A 17,070-nucleotide genomic window follows, 5' to 3' on the forward strand; every position below is an offset into this window, starting at 1 on the left:
TATGGCAAATGACGACGTCATTAATGCGTTTTTTGGCGGCAGCGAGGCTAAAAAAGCATTTCCAAGCGACTACCGTTGCGGCTATGTGTCGATAGTTGGCCGGCCCAATGTGGGCAAGTCGACCTTGCTCAACCATATTCTGGGGCAAAAGCTGTCGATTACCTCGCGCAAGCCACAAACCACTCGGCACCGTATTTTGGGCATTGTCAGCCGTGATCTGGTGCAGGCAATTTATGTTGATACGCCCGGCATTCATGGCGAAGAGCGCAAGGCCATTAACCGTTATATGAATCGGGCGGCTACCTCGGCGCTGCGTGATGTTGATGTGATTTTATTCGTTGTCGATGCCTTAAAATGGACAACAGACGATGAGCTGGTGCTGGAGAAGTTGCAGAAAACGGCGCTGCCGGTGATTTTAGTCATCAATAAAGTCGATACAGTTGATGATAAAGCTGCGCTGCTGCCGGCCATTGAGAAGCTCTCGAAGCGCATGAACTTTGCCGATGTGCTGCCGGTGTCGGCCCTGCGTGGCCACAATGTTGATGAGCTCCATGCCACTGTCGGTAAGCGCCTGCCGTTGTCGCCGCCATTTTTCGATGAAGACCAAATCACCGATCGTTCGCAGCGTTTTCTAGCGGCTGAGATGGTGCGTGAAAAAATCATGCGTCAGCTCGGCGAAGAGATTCCCTATGAGCTCACGGTGGAGATCGAGGAGTTCAAGCAAGAGGGCAAGCTGCTGCGTATCTCGGCTTGTATTTTGGTCGAGCGTGAGGGCCAAAAGAAAATTGTCATTGGTGATGGCGGCAGCCGGCTCAAGCTCATTGGTACCGAGGCGCGTCTCGATATGGTGAAGTTGTTTGACCGCAAAATCATGCTGTCGCTGTGGGTCAAAGTTAAAGGCGGCTGGTCTGATAACGAGCGCGCATTGAAAAGCTTGGGCTATAGCAGCGACTGAATATGAACGCCGCGCCGTGGTTTCCTGCCTATGTATTGCATGCGCGCGCGTATCGCGAAACCAGTGTGCTGGTGGATTTTTTTGTGCCTGATTATGGGCGCGTCAGTGCCATTGCGCGGGGTGCGCGGCGCAAAGGCCAACACATGCCCTGCGTATTTCAGCCTTATTTCCTGCAGCTAGCCGGCCATGGTGAGCTGCGCGCGGTGGCGGCTTTGGAAAGTACCGCGCCGGCCTTAGCGCTGCAGGGCGGCGCGTTGTTTTCGGGGCTCTATGTCAACGAGCTCTTAGTGCGTTTATTGCCACGTGAGCTGCCACAGCCAGAGCTATTCGTTGCCTACGCCGGTGCCTTGGGCGCCTTGAGCGAGCTGCAGGCAGCCAATGCCGATGACATCGCGCCCATCTTGCGGCAGTTTGAGCGTCAGCTGCTCGACGCCATGGGCCAGTGGGCCAGCAATACGGTCGCCGCGGATAGCGATACGCCATTGCTGCCCGATCAGTATTATCAGTATTACCCCGAGCATGGTTGGTTGCCGGCTCGTATGGGGCAGCGCGGGGCGTGTTTGGGTGCGGATATTTTGGCCGTCGATGCCGAAGACCTATCGACACCAACGCGTATGCGCCTGGCAAAAGTGCTGTATCGCAGTGCTTTGCAGCCATTATTGGGCGACAAGCCATTAAAAAGTCGTGATTTATTTGCCGCGCTTCAAGAAAGCGCCAAGCCGGAGAACGCGTCATGAGCGAATTATTATTGGGCGTCAATATTGACCATGTGGCGACCTTGCGCCAAGCCCGGGGCACCCGCTATCCCGAGCCAGTCTATGCGGCGTTGTTGGCTGAAACACATGGTGCTGATGGCATCACTGTGCATCCGCGCGAAGATGCGCGACACATTCAGCTGCGCGATGTGCGCCTACTGGCGCACGTGCTGCAAACGCGTATGAATCTCGAAATGGCCGTTACCGAGGCGATGCTGACGTTTGCTGAGGAAATTCGACCGGCGCATATTTGTTTAGTGCCTGAGAAGCGCGAAGAGCTGACCACCGAGGGCGGCTTAGATATTGTTGCCGGCTTTGACCGTGTGCACGCTGCTTGTCAGCGCTTGGGCCGCCAAGGCATGGATGTGTCGTTGTTTATTGATCCTGAGCCGGCACAAATCGATGCCGCTATCCGTGCTGGCGCGCCCACCATTGAGCTGCACACAGGTGCTTACGCCGACGCGCAAACGCCGGAGCAGGTCGCCACTGAGCTTAAGCGTATTCATCAGGCCGCCGACTACGCAGCCGGTAAAGTCGTCGTTAATGCAGGTCATGGCTTGAACTTTCACAATACCCAGGCGATTGCCGCCATACCGGTTTTTCATGAGCTCAATATAGGCCATGCTTTGATCGCGCAAGCACTATTTAGCGGCTTAGGCAAGGCCGTGGAAGACATGAAATCGCTGATGTTAACCGCGCGCCGTGATGCGCTGCTGGCGGGACGTTCGAGCTCATGAATGCGGATGAATTCGATGCCTACTTAGCGGCTTGCACGCAGGCATTAGGGGACAAGCAAGCGCAGCTTGTGGCAACACAGGGTGATTTTTCCAGCCTCAGCTGGAAGCTCGATGCCACTTTGCAGACGGTGTCGTTTAGCGACGCGGCCGGTGAGCGTTTGCGCTTTCGCATCACGGCCTTGGGCACCTATGCGGCAGCTCAGGAGACCTGGAAATGGGCTTGGGCAAACACCAAGTTACCGACATCAGCCCGCGATAGCGCCGCGGTGTTAAAGGGTTTGCAGGCGGTGACCGATTACGCGTGCTTTATTGACGATGAGGCGTTTGCCGCAGATGAGGGCATGGCCTGGGAGATGGCTGCCGCCGGCGTCGCGTATCTGCGGGCCGACGGCTGTTTTCGTGCGCGCAACCGCGATACGTGGCTTTTTATTGCCCTGCATCGTGACTAGTGCGGCTCATTGGCTGAGCGCAATACTGCCATTGACGGTAATGCGCACGCGGCTTTCACCGGCGGCCAGGTTTTGCGCGGGCATGCTGTCGGATTCGACCTTCATGGCCATCGCGCGCACCATCATGGGCGGGCGATAGTCATTGCCGGTTGAACCAACGCTCATCTGCACCAATTCGTAGCGTTTAGCGCCCCAAGACTTGGTGACTAGCGCGGCTTTGTCACGAAATGCGGCAATGGCCTCTCGGGTGAGCGAGTCTTCAAGCGCGCGACGAGTCTCTTCGGCCACGACAAAATCTATTTGGCGTAACTGCATTTGACTTTGCAGCTGGGCAATCAATGCACTGGCGGCTTTAAAGTCAGTTGACTCAAGATCAAGCGACGCTTTACCGCGCCAGCCTTCAATTTTTTGCGCACGGGTATAGACCGGATAGCTGCTTTGATTGCCGGTGCTGACCGTCACCGTGGGGTAGCTTTTGGCTTGCTTGAGGCCGGCATTGAGCGCTTGAGTGAGGGTTTTTGACAGCGCCACGGGGTCTGAATTATTGGCCTCAATGGTCAATGTCGCGCGCAGTAAATCATTGGCTAAAACGCGGCTGACCTCGGTTTGAAAATCCACGCGCTGCATGAGCGGTTTGTCATCAGCCAAGCTCGGCAGTGACACGCTGGCCATTAAAAGCGCAAAGCCTAATGGGCTGATCAGTGTTGGTGTGCGGCGTGTTGAGGCGGTCATCTATCTCTCCAAACAAAATGCGTGGTAGAGATGACGACTGGCTTGCGTTTTCGCTGACAGCGCTGATGACTTATTCGGGCAGCAGCGCGCTGTCGAGCCCCACGGTCGCCTGATCGCCAGCATCAAGCAAAGGCCGCTTGATGAGGCTTGGGTTGGCGACAATCAGCGCCGCGATGCCCTCAGCGCTTGCGGCCTGCGCTTGCGCGTCGGCATCAAGTTTGCGCCAGCTGGTGCCGCGCTTATTGAGCAGCGTATCGCCGACAAAGCGGTGCCAGCGCAGCACTTCATCCATGCTGGGCGGCTGCTTTTTGAGGTCACGAAAGTGGTAGGCCGTGGCGCTCTGCTCGAGGCGCGCCACGGCTTTTTTCATGCTATCGCAGGCTTTAATGCCAATCAGTGTGAGCATGGCTTAGTGCAACAAGCCCTGTGCGCGCAGCAAGGCCACGACCTCGGCGGCCGCTGCAGCATTGCCGCTGGCGAGCTGCTGTGGCGCGATGGCCTCCGCCGCATCACGGATGCGCACGCTGCGTTCGCCGACCACTTCCTCCGGCACAATGACCATCAGGCCGGCGGCTTGCAGTGCCGCGACAACGGCGCTGTCGCTAGCAATAGCGGGCAGTGCGCCGGCGGCAAACAGTGCCGATTCGACCTGCTCAGCGAGCGCCTGCGCGCCACTGGCCTCAAGGACAATACGTACCGCGGCCTGGCCTAAGCGCTGTTCGCGATCACTCGCGCTCACCGGCGCGTCCGAGTGGCTTATGCCTTCGTGGCGCGCATGAATCATGCCGGCACCAACGGTGATGTTATTGAGGCGATCAATGATGATCAGGCTGCCGGTAGCGTGGCACTGCTTATAGGCATCGAAGGCCACCGCGCGCGTGAGCTGCACACGGCACAGCGCAATGCCATTGAGCGGTAATTGCTCGGCGGCGCTGGTCGCCAGCGTGTTGACATCAATTTGATGGACGATCTCGGTGATGCGGCCACTGGTGAAGGTGGTGCCGATTTTGAAGTCGTAGGTTTTGCCGACTTGCAGCGGCGCCTCGTGCATCCACACCAGGTGCGCATCGAAGCCATGTGCCATGCTCAGCGTGTCATCGGCGGCAACAATCATATCGCCGCGCGAAATATCAATCTCGTCAGTGAGCGTGAGCGTAATGGCCTGGCCTGCATGGGCCTCAGCGAGCTCACCTTCCCAGACCACAATCGATTTCACTGTCGATGTTTTACCCGATGGCAGCGCTTTAATGGCCATGCCCGGTGTGACGCGACCGGCGGCGAGCGTGCCACAGAAGCCCCGAAAATTCAGGTTTGGACGGTTTACGTACTGCACCGGCAGACGCATGGCGGCGAGGGCTTCATCGCGCTGAATGGGCAGTGCATCGAGCAGCGCCAGCATGGTCGGGCCGCTATACCAGGGCATGGTGGTGCCGGCATTGACGACATTTTCACCGAGCAGCGCCGACATCGGCACGTACTGTACATCAGGCACGTTTAAGGGCGCGACAAAAGCCTCAAAGTCGGCTTTGATTTCGTCAAAACGGGCTTGGCTGTAGTCGACCAAATCCATTTTGTTGATGGCCACGACAAAATGCTTGATGCCCAGCAGCGAGCAAATAAAGCTGTGGCGACGAGTTTGCACTTGCACGCCATAGCGCGCATCGATGAGCAAAATCGCGACATCGGCGGTCGAGGCGCCGGTGGCCATATTGCGCGTGTACTGCTCGTGGCCGGGGGTGTCGGCAATGATGTATTTACGCGTATCGGTGGCAAAAAAGCGGTAGGCGACATCGATGGTGATGCCTTGCTCACGTTCGGACTGCAAGCCGTCGACGAGCAGCGCCAAATCGACGACTTCACCCGTCGTGCCATGCTTAGCGCTATCACGCGTGATGGCGGCAAGCTGATCTTCAAAAATCATTTTTGAGTCGTGTAGCAGGCGGCCAATCAGCGTGGATTTGCCGTCATCGACACTGCCGCAGGTAATGAAGCGCAGCATGTCTTTGTGTTCGTGTTGGTGCAGATAATCTTCAATATTATCGATGTGTTCAATAATCATGTCGGCTCCCGGCCTTAGAAATAGCCTTCGCGTTTTTTCTTTTCCATCGAGCCCGATTCATCGTGATCAATGGCGCGACCGGAACGCTCAGAAGTGCGTGTCACCAGCATCTCTTGAATGATCTCGGGCAAGGTGGCGGCGTTGGATTCCACCGCGCCGGTGAGCGGGTAGCAGCCGAGTGTGCGAAAGCGCACATTTTTGATCATCGGCACTTCGCCTTCACGTAAGGGCAGACGCTCGTCATCGACCATCACCAACATGCCATCGCGCTCCACCACCGGCCGTGGTGCTGACAAATACAGCGGTACGATCTCGATTTGCTCAAGATATAAGTACTGCCAAATATCGAGCTCGGTCCAGTTCGACAGCGGAAACACGCGAATCGACTCGCCCTTATTGATGCGGCCGTTGTAGAGATTCCACAGCTCAGGGCGCTGTACTTTCGGGTCCCAGCGATGGTTTTTATCGCGGAAGGAATACACACGTTCTTTTGCACGCGACTTCTCTTCATCGCGGCGGGCACCACCAAAAGCGGCATCGAAACCATGGGCACTCAAGGCCTGTTTCAGTGCCTGAGTTTTCATGATGTCGGTGTATTTCGAGCTGCCGTGATCAAACGGGTTGATGTTCGCCGCCACACCCTCTTGGTTGGTGTGCGAGATCAACTCCATGCCAGCCTCGGCCGCCATGCGGTTTCGAAACTCGATCATCTCCTTGAATTTCCACGTGGTATTCACATGCAAAAGCGGAAATGGCGGCTTGCCGGGCGCAAAGGCTTTGCGCGCTAAGTGCAGCATCACAGTGGAGTCTTTGCCGATGGAATAGAGCATGACCGGGTTGTCAAACTCAGCAGCAACTTCACGGATGATATGAATTGACTCGGCCTCTAAGGCCTTTAGGTGAGTCATGCGATGTTCAGGCAGCGACATGCGCGCGAATCCTCAGCGATTAATACAGCGTGGCAGTATATCGGAGCGACTCAGATCGCCCCAGATGAGTTGTGTAAATGATGACTTAGTCGACTAAGCGCAGCAGGTCATTGATGCTGGTTTTGCTGCGCGTTTGCGCATCAACCTTCTTCACAATGATGGCGCAATTTAAGCTGTAGCGGCCGTTATCACGCGGTAATGAGCCAGCGACGACCACCGAGCCGGCAGGCACGCGGCCATAGCTGATCTCGCCAGTTTCGCGGTCATAAATCGGTGTCGATTGGCCAATAAACACGCCCATCGAGAGCACCGAGCCCTCACCGATAATCACGCCTTCAACCACCTCTGAGCGAGCGCCAATAAAGCAGTGATCTTCGATGATGGTGGGGTTGGCTTGCAGGGGTTCGAGCACGCCGCCAATGCCAACGCCGCCGGAGAGATGCACATTTTTGCCGATTTGCGCGCAGGAGCCGACGGTGGCCCAGGTGTCAACCATCGAGCCTTCATCGACATAGGCGCCGATGTTTACATAAGACGGCATGAGCACCGTATTGCGGGCGATAAAGCTGCCACGACGAGCGACAGCGGGCGGCACCACGCGAATGCCCGAGGCTTCAAATTGCGCGGCATTCCAGTCGGCAAATTTGGTCGGCACTTTGTCGTAGAACTGCATGCCGCCACCGGCAGGTACGGGAATATTGTCGTTGAGGCGGAAAGACAGCAGTACGGCTTTTTTCAGCCACTGGTTAACCACCCAGTCACCATCGATTTTCTCGGCAACGCGGGCACTGCCATTGTCGAGCATGGCCAATGCTTGCTCGACGCCATCGCGGACATCTTGTGGCGCGTTTGATGGCGAAAAGTCGGCGCGGCGCTCAAAGGCGTCTTCAATCAGTTGGGCTAAGCTCATGGTCATCTCCAAAAATAGCGACACGCACTAGCGCGTCAAAAAGTCACGAATTCGTTCGGCGGCCTCGATGCATTCCTCGAGGCTGGCCACCAAGGCCATGCGCACATAGCCTTCGCCGGGATTGTCGCCAGCGCTGTCGGCGCGCGCTAAATAGCGGCCCGGTAGTACCGTCACGGCGCAATGGGCATGCAGTTCGCGGGCGAAGTCTTCATCGGAGCCCGGTGTTTTGGCCCAGAAATAAAAGCCAGCTTCTGGCTGTTGCAGGGGCAATACGGGGTCGAGAATGTCGAAAACGGCGGCGAACTTGGCGTTGTAACGGGCGCGATTGTCGCGCACATGGGCCTCATCGCGCCAGACCTTTGCGGAAACTTGCTGATGTTGCACGGGCATAGCCGAGCCATGATAGGTGCGATAGCGCAGAAAGGCGCTCATCACGCTGGCATCGCCGGCAACAAAACCTGAACGTAGGCCGGGCAAGTTTGAGCGTTTCGAGAGCGAGTGAAACACCACGCAATGGCGATAATCATCACGGCCCATGGCGGCGCAGGCTTGCAGCAGGCCTGGTGGCGGGCACGCCTTATCGCGATAAATCTCGGAGTAGCACTCATCGGAGGCAATCACGAAGCCGTAGCGGTCACTGAGCGTGATGAGTTTTTGCAAGGTCTTAAGATCGAGCAATGCGCCGGTGGGGTTGCCCGGTGTGCACAGATAGATGAGCTGCGTGCGCTGCCAAATGGCCTCGGGCACAGCATCGAAGTCGGGCTGAAAGCCATTGGCGCCGGTGCAGGAAAGAAAGTGTGGCTCAGCGCCAGCGAGCAGCGCCGCGCCTTCGTAGATTTGATAAAACGGGTTGGGCATCAGCACCACAGGTTGCTCGGCGCGACGATCGACCACGGCCTGCGCAAAGCCAAACAAGGCCTCGCGGGTGCCATTGACCGGTAAGACCTGCGTGGCGGCATCGACGCCGCGTAAGTGAAAACGCTGCACGAGCCAGTCGGCAATGGCCTCGCGCAGCACTGGCAGGCCGAGGGTGCTCGGATAGGTCGATAGGCCGGCTAAGCCATCACGCAGCGTGTCTACCGCGAAAGCCGGTGCCGGATGGCGTGGCTCACCGATCGACAGCGCAATGGGCTTGATGCCCGCTGGTGCGCTGTGGCCGGAAAAAAGCTTACTCAGTTTTTCAAAGGGGTAGGGATGTAGCCGCGCTAAATCAGGGTTCATATGACGCTCATCAAAAGTTAAGTGTTTAGCGTGCATCAAGTTGGCTGCGCAGCGCATCACACAAGCGCTCACACAGCTCGGGGTCGGAGATCGGTTGCTGCTCGCTGTCGGTCAAAAAGAAGACGTCTTCGGCGCGCTCGCCAAGCGTGGCAATGCGGGCATTTTGGAGGTTGACCTTATGCTCCATAAAAATCCGGCCAATGTGTGCCAGCAGGCCGGGCCTATCGAGCGCGATAATTTCCACCACGGTGCGCTGGTTCGCCAAATCATTGCTGAGCCGCACATCGGTGCGCACGTCGAAATGCTTGAGCTGACGCGGCAGGCGACGCTGCACCAGCGTGGGGAACTCATCGGGCTCCGCTAAGGCCTCACGCAAATGCGCGCCGATATGTTGCAGGCGCACCGCATCATTAATGGGCTGGCCATGCTCATCGAGCACCACATAGCTATCGAGCGAATAGCGGCTGGTGGAGGTAATGACGCGCGCATCCATGACCGTCAGGTTGAGCTGATCGAGCTCAGCCACGGTGGCGGCGAAGAGATTCGGCATATCGCGCGTGTAGACGAAGATTTGCGTGGCGCCGTGGTATTGGCTGCTGTGGTTTTCACGCACCAGCACTAGCGGGCCGTCATCATGCGAATGCGCCAGCATGGCCTCGCTATGCCAGGCGATATCTTCGGCAGATTCGTGCAGAAAATAGTCATCGCCCAAGTGCTCCCATAGCGCCTGAGCTGCCAACGAGTCGATGCCGCGCACGCGCAAAATCTCGGTGGCGTTGTCGCGGGTCTGCGCAATCCATTCCTGCTTAGCAATCGGATTGATGAGGCCGCGGCGCAGCGCCTGTTTGGTTTGCATATACAGCTGGCGCAGCAAGGAGGCGCGCCATGAGTTCCACAGCGTCGGATTGGTGGCGCAAATATCGGCCACAGTGAGCGCGTAGAGGTAGTCCAAATGCACGGTGTCGCCAACTTTTTGCGCGAACTCGTTGATCACATCGGGGTCGGAGACATCTTTTTTCTGCGCGGTGACCGACATCACCAAATGGTTCAGTGCCAGCCACGACACTAAGCTGGCATCCCATTTGCCGAGACCGTGACTAATGCAGAAATCGTAGGCATCAACCGCGCCTAATTCGGAATGATCGCCGCCGCGGCCTTTAGCGATGTCATGAAATAAGCCGGCCAAATACAGCAACTCAATTTTCGGCAAATTATTGGCGACATTAGCGACCACCGGGAAGCGCTCCTCCATCTCGGCGTAGCGAAAACGGCGCATATTTTTCAGCACCAACAGCGTGTGCGCATCGACTGTGTAGATGTGAAAGAGGTCGTACTGCATCTTACCGATGATGGCGCCGAAGGCCGGAATATAAAGCCCGAGCACGCCGTAGCGCTTCATTTTACGCAGTGATGAAAAGAGCGCTGTGCGACAGCGCATCAGCTCCATAAACAACGACTTATGACGAATATCGTTGCGGAACTTATCATCGATTAAGGGCAGGTGCTGCATGATCAGGCGAATGGTGCTGGCACGCACTTTATGCACTTCGGGCCGTTCGCCGAGCAGCACAAACACCTCTAATAGCGCCGATGGCGTGCGCCGAAAAACATCCTCGCTAGTGACTTGAATAGCGCCATCGCGAATCTCAAAGCGATTATTGATGGGGATGATTTCGTCGTTTTCGGCGTGGCCTAAAATCGCCTCTTCGAAGTATTGCAGCAGCAGCTCATTGAGCATGGAAATACGCGTGGCGGCACGATAATAATCCTGCATGAGCTGCTCAACGCCGCGGTTAGCCTGCGTGTCGGTGTAGCCAAAGAGCTCGGCGAGGCGGCGCTGATAATCAAACAAGACCCGCGTTTCGTTGCGGCTACTGATCTTGTTGAGGGCAAAGCGGAAGCGCCAGAGCACACATTGACAGGCATCAATTTCATCAAACTCGGCGGCGGTTAAAAAGCCGTGGTCAATGAGGCCGCGCAGGGTGTCGGCGCCAAAATGACGTTTCGCCACCCAGCCAATAGTTTGAATATCGCGCAGGCCCCCGGGGGCGTTTTTTAAGTCCGGCTCGAGGTTGTATTCGGTGTTGTTATGCTTGGCATGGCGAGCCATTTGCTCATCGCGCTTGGCAATAAAAAATGCCTTGCCAGGCCACAGCTGATCGGGCCCGGTGACGCGCAGCATGTCATCGCGCAGCGCGGCATCTCCGACTAGCGTGCGCGACTCCATGAGATTGGTGGCAATGGTGATGTCGTCGGTGGCCAAGCGCACGCAGTCAGTGAGCGAGCGCACGCTGGAGCCAACATCGAGACCGAGATCCCACAAATACGTGATGAACTGGCTAACCGCCGCTTGCAGCGACTCATCGAGATGGTCGTGGCGGTGTAGCACCAAGACATCGACATCGGATTGCGGTAGCAACTCGGCACGGCCATAACCGCCAACGGCGAGCAGGCTGAGCTCGGCGGCTTGACATAGGCCTAGCGATATCCATGCCTCGCGCAGGACTTCATCAATTGCCGCCGCCCATTCGCGCACCAGCAAGCGCACATCGCGACCCTCATCAAAGCGTTCCGTCAGCTGCGCTAGGGCGGCTTTGAGCTGGGCTTTATCCTGGGCTGGGTTGAGTGTCGCGAGGGCTTCGCTCATGCCGCGTGCTCGATGAGAAAGCTCAGGTCTTCGTCTGGGCGCGCGGTCAGCACCTCCACGCCGGTCTCAGTAACTAGCAGGGTATGCTCCCATTGCGCCGATAATTTGTGATCTTTGGTGACCACGGTCCAGCCATCGGGCAGTAATTTGGTGTGGTGCGTGCCGGCATTAATCATCGGCTCGATGGTAAAGGTCATGCCAGCTTGCAACGCCATGCCGGTGCCGGGTTGGCCATAATGTAAAATCTGCGGCTCTTCGTGAAATACCGCGCCAATGCCATGGCCGCAATACTCACGCACTACCGAGAAACGCTGGCCCTGCGCGTGTTGAGCAATGACATGGCCAATATCGCCGAGCGTGCAGCCGGGCTTTACCAGCGCTAGGGCTTTATAAAGGCATTCTTGTGTGACTTTCACCAAGCGCTCGGCCAGCACGGAGGAGCTGCCGACAAAAAACATCTTGCTGGTATCGCCGTGATAGCCATCTTTAATCACGGTGACATCGATATTGATAATGTCGCCATCCTTGAGGACTTTTTTCTCGGCTGGAATGCCGTGGCAGATCACGTGATTGACCGACGTGCAAATACTTTTTGGGAAGCCACGGTAGTTAAGCGGGGCTGGAGTGGCGTGTTGCACATTGACAATATAGTCATGGCAAATCTGATTAAGCTCATCGGTGGTCACGCCCGGTTTCACATGCGCGCCAATCATGGTCAGCACCTCGGCGGCTAAGCGCCCGGCAACGCGCATTTTGGCAATTTCGTCGGCGGTTTTAATCAGCGTAGTCATAGTTTTTCCGTAGGCATCGCGGGCGGGCGAATGCAGCAGTTGAGCGCTCGGGGCGGCTATGGTATAAAGCGCGCCGCAATTGAGCAAATGGCGTGGACGGCGTATAGGATACAGCCCTCACGCACGATGGTTAAGCGCGAAATCCAAATAAGCACATCGGCCGTCACAGCTACCGGGTGCCCACTGAGAAAGGTGGGTCGGTATTCTGGGGTCGATGGAAGTTTAAAACCCAACGGAGTAACACCTCATGGCACAAGTTTCCATGCGCGAACTGCTGCAAGCAGGCGCACACTTTGGTCACCAGACCCGCTTCTGGAACCCCAAAATGGCACCGTACATCTTTGGTGCGCGTAACAAGATTCACATCATCAACTTAGAGCACACCGTTCCTGCATTGAACGATGCCTTGAATTTCGTCAACCGTTTGGCCAGCCAGAAAAACAAAGTCTTGTTTGTCGGCACCAAGCGCGCCGCCGCGCCAATCATTGCTGAACAAGCAACTCGCGCTGGCATGCCCTATGTAAACCACCGCTGGTTGGGCGGCATGCTCACCAACTGGAAAACCATTCGTCAGTCGATCAAACGCCTGAAAGACATCGAAGCGCAAATCGCTGACGGTACTTTCGCCAAGCTGACCAAGCGTGAAGCGCTGGAGCGCACCCGCGAAATGGAAAAATTAGAAAAATCACTCGGTGGTATTAAAGACATGGGCGGCTTGCCCGATGCCATGTTCGTTATCGACGTTGATCACGAAACCACCGCGATTGCTGAAGCCCGTAAGCTCGGCATTCCCGTCATTGGTGTGGTTGATACCAACTCCAACCCAATCGGCATTGACTATGTCATTCCCGGTAACGACGACGCTATCCGCGCCATCACGCTGTATGTCAGCGCCATGGCCGATGCCATCATTGAAGGCCGTGATTACGCCACCACACAAGGTGCTGGTCGTGAAGCCGATGGCTTTGTGGAAGTCGCTGCTGCTGAGTAATGTGTTTTAAGAATTAAGGGGATAAACCATGGCAGAAGTTACCGCCAGCCTGGTGAAAGAACTGCGTGAACGTACTGGTCTTGGCATGATGGAGTGCAAAAAAGCACTGCAAGAAGCCGGTGCTGATATTGAACTGGCTATTGATAACCTGCGTAAATCAGGTCAGGCCAAAGCCGCTAAAAAGGCCGGCAATATTGCTGCTGAAGGCGCCATTATTTTGGCCGCCGAAGGCGGTGTTGCTATTGCTTTAGAAGTCAACTGCCAAACCGACTTTGTGGCGCGTGATGCCAATTTCTCGGCATTCGCCAACAAAGTGGCTGCGTTGGCACTGGCTGCTCGCGAAACCAATGCAGAGAAAATTTCGGCATTGGATTATGACGGCGTGAGCGTAGAAGAAGCGCGCGTGTCATTGGTGCAAAAAATTGGTGAGAACATTCAGGTTCGTCGCGCCGTGATCGTTGAGGGCGCTGCCCTGGCGACCTATGTGCATGGCTTGAAAATTGGCGTCATTGTGGCTTTCGACAAAGCCGACGAAGAAGTCACCAAGCAAGTGGCGATGCATGTGGCCGCGACCAACCCCTTGGTGGTCAATGCGGATGACATCCCCGCTGATGTGTTAGCCAAAGAGCATGAAATTGCCTCAGCTAAGGCAGCTGAGTCAGGCAAGCCTGCCAACATCGTTGAAAAAATGGTGGAAGGCACGCTGAAGAAATTCAAAAGCGAAGTGTCGCTGCTTGATCAAGCGTTTGTTATCGATCCAGACCAAAAAGTTGGTGCGGTATTGGCCAAAGCCGGTCTGACTGTGACGAACTTTATTCGCTTGGAAGTGGGCGAAGGCATTGAGAAGCAAGAGGTCGACTTCGCTGCTGAAGTCGCCGCAACTCAAGCTGCGGCAGCTGCTGGCCAGTAAGTTACTCGTCAGTGACATGAAAAAGGCCCCTCAATGGGGCCTTTTTTTGCGGTAAACTCTGCGCTCTCTGCTGCGCATGACGCGAAATTTATCGAGGCTTATTGACGATGACTGACCAACGCTTAGCCCATAAACGTATTTTATTGAAGCTCTCTGGTGAGGCACTCGCTGGTGAGGCGGAAGTGGGTATTGACCCCAAAGTGCTCAAGCGTATGGCCTTAGAAATCGGCCAGCTCGTGGGTATTGGCGTGCAGGTTGGCATTGTTGTGGGTGGCGGTAATTTATTCCGTGGTTCAGAGTTGCAGCAAGCTGGTCTTGACCGCGTTGCCGGCGATCACATGGGCATGCTTGCCACCGTGATGAATGGTATTGCTATGCGCGATGCGTTAGAGCGCAACAACATCAAAACGCGTCTGATGTCGGCGATCCCAATGAGCGGTGTGGTCGATCATTACGACCGCCGCGCAGCTGTGCGGCATTTGCACGGTGGCGATGTTTGCATCTTCGTGGCCGGCACCGGTAATCCATTTTTTACCACCGATACCGCCGCCTGCTTGCGCGGTATTGAGATTACTGCCGACATCGTTATTAAGGCCACTAAGGTCGACGGCATTTACAGTGCCGATCCGGTGAAGTTTCCTGATGCCGTGAAATACGACACGCTGACTTTCGATGAAGTATTGGCCAAGCAGCTCGGTGTCATGGACTTAACCGCCATGTGCTTGTGCCGTGATCACAATATGCCGTTACGTGTTTTTAATATGAATAAGCCAGGTGCTTTGCTCAATCTCGTGGTGGGAGAGCAAGAGGGCACGCTGGTGACTCGTTGAGTTGGAGCTCACATGCTAGATGACATTAAAAAGGACTGTGCAGTCCGCATGCAAAAATCGCTGGACTCGCTCGAGCAGGCGTTTAGCCGCGTCCGTACCGGCCGTGCGCATCCAGCCATGCTCAAAGACGTCATGGTGCCGTATTACGGTACCGATACGCCGCTCATGCAGGTCGCTAACGTCAACGTCGATGACGCACGCACCTTGCTCGTGCAGCCCTATGAGCGGACCATGATCGCCGCCATTGATAAAGCCATTCGCAACTCGGATTTGGGGCTGAATCCAGTCACTGCCGATGTTATTCGCGTGCCGCTGCCCGCACTAACCGAACAAACCCGTAAAGATATGCAGAAGCTCGCACGCCAAGAGACTGAAGGTGCGCGTGTGGCGATTCGTAATATTCGTCGCGATGCTTTGGCGGATATCAAAGAGCTGCAAAAAGAAAAAGAAATTTCCGAAGATGATGAGCGTCGCGCCAGCGATGAGGTGCAAAAAATCACCGATAAATCCGTAGCGGAGGCTGATCAGATGCTCGCCGCTAAAGAAGCTGAGTTGATGCAGGTCTAAGCCATGACGGCACAGCCTCCCACAGACAGTGCTGCCCCCGATGCGGCTGATAGCCTCGCCGCGTTGCCACGCCACATTGCCATCATCATGGATGGCAATAATCGTTGGGCGAAGCGCCGAGAGCTGCCGGGCAACGAAGGCCATCGTGCCGGCGAGCTAGCCTTGCGCCAGGTGGTTGAGCTGGCCGCGAAAGCGCCGGTGGATGTGCTCACGGTATTTGCCTTCTCCAGTGAAAACTGGCGCCGGCCGGCCGATGAAGTGGCGGCGCTCATGCAGCTGTTTTTATTTGCCCTCGATGCCCGCGTGCAAGAGCTCGATCGCGCGCGTATTCGTCTGCGATTTATTGGCGATCGCTCGGCCTTTTCGGCAGAGCTACAAGCGGGCATGCGTGCAGCCGAAGAAAAAACAGCCGCGCATCAGCGCATGACCTTGGTTATTGCAGTGAATTACGGCGGCCAATGGGATGTTGCACAAGCCGCACAGCGCCTGAGTGTCATGGTTGCTAATGGCGAGATAAGCGCCGCCGATATCACCCCTGAGCGTTTAGGGGCTGCAGTAGAAATGGCCGATCTACCGCCCGTGGACTTATTGATTCGCACGGGTGGCGAGCTGCGTATCAGCAATTTTGTGTTGTGGCAGGCGGCATATGCCGAACTGTATTTTAGTGATGTCTTGTGGCCAGATTTTGGCGACGAGCAGTTGCAGGCGGCGCTGGCAGATTTTGCCCAGCGTCAGCGCCGATTTGGCCGAACATCAGAACAAATAGAGGCCTTTCATGCTTAAGCAGCGAGTGATTACAGCGCTGGTGTTATTACCGATCGTGCTGTGGAGTGTTTTCGGCGGCGTTTATGGCGCTTTTCCGGTGTTTGCCGCGCTGTTGGTGCTGATCGCCGCTTATGAGTGGACTAACCTCATGCAGCTGCGCTCGTTTGCGCAGCGTTTTGGCTATCTTGCCTTGGTGGCGATGGGCATCGCCTATTTCCAACGCCAAGACTTCAGTAGTCAAACCGGTCTCCTCATGGTCGCCGCTTCATTTGCCTGGCTGTTTGCTTTGGGCTGGGTCATGCGGTACCCCGAGCAGACCGCGCAATGGGCAGGGCGTGGGCGCATGGCGCTGATCGGTTTAATGTTGCTGCTGCCCACGTGGGCCGGCTTGGTGGCGTTGCACGCGCAATCACCGTGGTGGTTGATGTATGTGCTGCTGCTGGTCTGGGGTGCCGATACCGGCGCGTATTTCTCGGGGCGGCGTTTTGGTCGCGTTAAATTAGCGGTGCATGTTAGCCCGGCAAAAACCCGCGAAGGCCTGTATGGCGGGCTGCTGCTGACCAGCTTGATTATTGCTGGTGTCACGATTTACTTGTCGCTCGACATGGCCCGCGCCATGTTGTTTATGAGTATTTCGCTGCTGACTGTCTTAGCATCGGTGCTCGGTGATTTGTTTGAGTCGATGGCCAAGCGCCGTGCCGGCATTAAGGATTCGGGTCGCATTTTCCCGGGTCATGGCGGCGCGCTCGATCGCATCGATTCGCTAACAGCGGCAGCACCTGTGTTTATGGCCGGCTGGTGGTTGGCGGGCGGCTTTTAATT

Annotated in this window: 18 protein-coding genes; 10 read left to right on the plus strand and 8 right to left on the minus strand. The window is 56.2% G+C overall.

Annotation, left to right across the window (positions count from 1 at the left end; all coding sequences use genetic code 11):
* Position 1 precedes the first annotated feature (1 nt).
* The 4 genes from era to DFR26_RS08225 are packed head-to-tail and all read left to right on the plus strand — an operon-like array spanning position 2 to position 2,896.
* The gene (gene era / locus DFR26_RS08210) at positions 2-955 is read left to right on the plus strand and encodes a GTPase Era (RefSeq protein ID WP_116208469.1); all 954 of its coding nucleotides are present in this window, start codon (positions 2-4) and stop codon (positions 953-955) included.
* 2 nt (positions 956-957) lie between these two features.
* Positions 958-1,692, plus strand: a complete 735-nt coding sequence (recO, locus tag DFR26_RS08215; RefSeq protein WP_116208470.1) for a DNA repair protein RecO — start codon at positions 958-960, stop codon at positions 1,690-1,692.
* On the plus strand, positions 1,689-2,447 hold the full coding sequence (pdxJ, locus tag DFR26_RS08220) for a pyridoxine 5'-phosphate synthase (RefSeq protein ID WP_116208471.1): 759 nt from the start codon (positions 1,689-1,691) through the stop codon (positions 2,445-2,447). Before recO ends, pdxJ begins: the two co-directional genes overlap by 4 nt.
* The gene (locus DFR26_RS08225; RefSeq protein ID WP_116208472.1) at positions 2,444-2,896 is read left to right on the plus strand and encodes a DUF6882 domain-containing protein; all 453 of its coding nucleotides are present in this window, start codon (positions 2,444-2,446) and stop codon (positions 2,894-2,896) included. Before pdxJ ends, DFR26_RS08225 begins: the two co-directional genes overlap by 4 nt.
* A 6-nt stretch (positions 2,897-2,902) precedes the next feature.
* On the opposite strand, the gene DFR26_RS08230 is transcribed toward DFR26_RS08225, so the two are convergent.
* The 8 genes from DFR26_RS08230 to map all read right to left on the minus strand — a co-directional run bounded on the left by DFR26_RS08230 (position 2,903) and on the right by map (position 12,221).
* Entirely contained in the window at positions 2,903-3,628 is a 726-nt protein-coding gene (locus tag DFR26_RS08230; RefSeq protein WP_116208473.1) for an SIMPL domain-containing protein, read from the minus strand.
* Between the two features lie 70 nt (positions 3,629-3,698).
* Positions 3,699-4,034 (minus strand): ArsC/Spx/MgsR family protein, encoded by a 336-nt coding sequence (locus DFR26_RS08235; RefSeq protein ID WP_116208474.1) that lies wholly within the window; start codon positions 4,032-4,034, stop codon positions 3,699-3,701.
* A gap of 3 nt (positions 4,035-4,037) precedes the next feature.
* Positions 4,038-5,687 (minus strand): sulfate adenylyltransferase subunit CysN, encoded by a 1,650-nt coding sequence (gene cysN, locus DFR26_RS08240; RefSeq protein WP_116208475.1) that lies wholly within the window; start codon positions 5,685-5,687, stop codon positions 4,038-4,040.
* Positions 5,688-5,701: 14 nt separating this feature from the next.
* Positions 5,702-6,610, minus strand: a complete 909-nt coding sequence (cysD, locus tag DFR26_RS08245) for a sulfate adenylyltransferase subunit CysD (RefSeq protein ID WP_220375756.1) — start codon at positions 6,608-6,610, stop codon at positions 5,702-5,704.
* A 91-nt stretch (positions 6,611-6,701) separates the two neighbouring features.
* The gene (gene dapD, locus DFR26_RS08250) at positions 6,702-7,526 is read right to left on the minus strand and encodes a 2,3,4,5-tetrahydropyridine-2,6-dicarboxylate N-succinyltransferase (RefSeq protein ID WP_116208477.1); all 825 of its coding nucleotides are present in this window, start codon (positions 7,524-7,526) and stop codon (positions 6,702-6,704) included.
* 27 nt (positions 7,527-7,553) lie between these two features.
* The gene (gene dapC / locus DFR26_RS08255; protein ID WP_116208593.1) at positions 7,554-8,747 is read right to left on the minus strand and encodes a succinyldiaminopimelate transaminase; all 1,194 of its coding nucleotides are present in this window, start codon (positions 8,745-8,747) and stop codon (positions 7,554-7,556) included.
* A 25-nt stretch (positions 8,748-8,772) separates the two neighbouring features.
* On the minus strand, positions 8,773-11,394 hold the full coding sequence (glnD, locus tag DFR26_RS08260; RefSeq protein WP_116208478.1) for a [protein-PII] uridylyltransferase: 2,622 nt from the start codon (positions 11,392-11,394) through the stop codon (positions 8,773-8,775).
* Positions 11,391-12,221 (minus strand): type I methionyl aminopeptidase, encoded by an 831-nt coding sequence (gene map / locus DFR26_RS08265; RefSeq protein ID WP_281269896.1) that lies wholly within the window; start codon positions 12,219-12,221, stop codon positions 11,391-11,393. Before map ends, glnD begins: the two co-directional genes overlap by 4 nt.
* A 211-nt stretch (positions 12,222-12,432) precedes the next feature.
* Here map and rpsB point away from each other — a divergent pair, with 211 nt between their 5' ends.
* The 6 genes from rpsB (at position 12,433) to DFR26_RS08295 (ending at position 17,068) form a co-directional block, all read left to right on the plus strand.
* Complete coding sequence (rpsB, locus tag DFR26_RS08270) at positions 12,433-13,176, plus strand: 30S ribosomal protein S2 (protein ID WP_116208480.1); 744 nt, start codon at positions 12,433-12,435, stop codon at positions 13,174-13,176.
* 28 nt (positions 13,177-13,204) lie between these two features.
* Positions 13,205-14,086 carry a translation elongation factor Ts gene (tsf, locus tag DFR26_RS08275; protein WP_116208481.1) on the plus strand — a complete coding sequence of 294 codons (882 nt, stop codon included), beginning with the start codon at positions 13,205-13,207 and terminating at the stop codon, positions 14,084-14,086.
* A gap of 107 nt (positions 14,087-14,193) precedes the next feature.
* Entirely contained in the window at positions 14,194-14,916 is a 723-nt protein-coding gene (gene pyrH / locus DFR26_RS08280) for a UMP kinase (RefSeq protein ID WP_116208482.1), read from the plus strand.
* 12 nt (positions 14,917-14,928) lie between these two features.
* Positions 14,929-15,483 carry a ribosome recycling factor gene (gene frr / locus DFR26_RS08285; protein WP_116208483.1) on the plus strand — a complete coding sequence of 185 codons (555 nt, stop codon included), beginning with the start codon at positions 14,929-14,931 and terminating at the stop codon, positions 15,481-15,483.
* Positions 15,484-15,486: 3 nt separating this feature from the next.
* Positions 15,487-16,266 (plus strand): polyprenyl diphosphate synthase, encoded by a 780-nt coding sequence (uppS, locus tag DFR26_RS08290; RefSeq protein WP_116208484.1) that lies wholly within the window; start codon positions 15,487-15,489, stop codon positions 16,264-16,266.
* Positions 16,259-17,068 (plus strand): phosphatidate cytidylyltransferase, encoded by an 810-nt coding sequence (locus DFR26_RS08295; RefSeq protein WP_116208485.1) that lies wholly within the window; start codon positions 16,259-16,261, stop codon positions 17,066-17,068. The genes uppS and DFR26_RS08295 overlap by 8 nt, the downstream gene beginning before the upstream one ends.
* Positions 17,069-17,070: the final 2 nt, after the last annotated feature.

The organism is Paraperlucidibaca baekdonensis (assembly GCF_003387535.1).
Classification (GTDB): domain Bacteria; phylum Pseudomonadota; class Gammaproteobacteria; order Pseudomonadales; family Moraxellaceae; genus Perlucidibaca; species Perlucidibaca baekdonensis.

Coding starts and splice junctions, on each gene's coding strand:
- era (WP_116208469.1), top strand. CDS start 2: ATGGCAAATGACGACGTCATTAATGCGTTTTTTGGCGGCAGCGAGGCT.
- recO (WP_116208470.1), top strand. CDS start 958: ATGAACGCCGCGCCGTGGTTTCCTGCCTATGTATTGCATGCGCGCGCG.
- pdxJ (WP_116208471.1), top strand. CDS start 1,689: ATGAGCGAATTATTATTGGGCGTCAATATTGACCATGTGGCGACCTTG.
- DFR26_RS08225 (WP_116208472.1), top strand. CDS start 2,444: ATGAATGCGGATGAATTCGATGCCTACTTAGCGGCTTGCACGCAGGCA.
- DFR26_RS08230 (WP_116208473.1), bottom strand. CDS start 3,628: ATGACCGCCTCAACACGCCGCACACCAACACTGATCAGCCCATTAGGC.
- DFR26_RS08235 (WP_116208474.1), bottom strand. CDS start 4,034: ATGCTCACACTGATTGGCATTAAAGCCTGCGATAGCATGAAAAAAGCC.
- cysN (WP_116208475.1), bottom strand. CDS start 5,687: ATGATTATTGAACACATCGATAATATTGAAGATTATCTGCACCAACAC.
- dapD (WP_116208477.1), bottom strand. CDS start 7,526: ATGAGCTTAGCCCAACTGATTGAAGACGCCTTTGAGCGCCGCGCCGAC.
- dapC (WP_116208593.1), bottom strand. CDS start 8,747: ATGAACCCTGATTTAGCGCGGCTACATCCCTACCCCTTTGAAAAACTG.
- glnD (WP_116208478.1), bottom strand. CDS start 11,394: ATGAGCGAAGCCCTCGCGACACTCAACCCAGCCCAGGATAAAGCCCAG.
- rpsB (WP_116208480.1), top strand. CDS start 12,433: ATGGCACAAGTTTCCATGCGCGAACTGCTGCAAGCAGGCGCACACTTT.
- tsf (WP_116208481.1), top strand. CDS start 13,205: ATGGCAGAAGTTACCGCCAGCCTGGTGAAAGAACTGCGTGAACGTACT.
- pyrH (WP_116208482.1), top strand. CDS start 14,194: ATGACTGACCAACGCTTAGCCCATAAACGTATTTTATTGAAGCTCTCT.
- frr (WP_116208483.1), top strand. CDS start 14,929: ATGCTAGATGACATTAAAAAGGACTGTGCAGTCCGCATGCAAAAATCG.
- uppS (WP_116208484.1), top strand. CDS start 15,487: ATGACGGCACAGCCTCCCACAGACAGTGCTGCCCCCGATGCGGCTGAT.
- DFR26_RS08295 (WP_116208485.1), top strand. CDS start 16,259: ATGCTTAAGCAGCGAGTGATTACAGCGCTGGTGTTATTACCGATCGTG.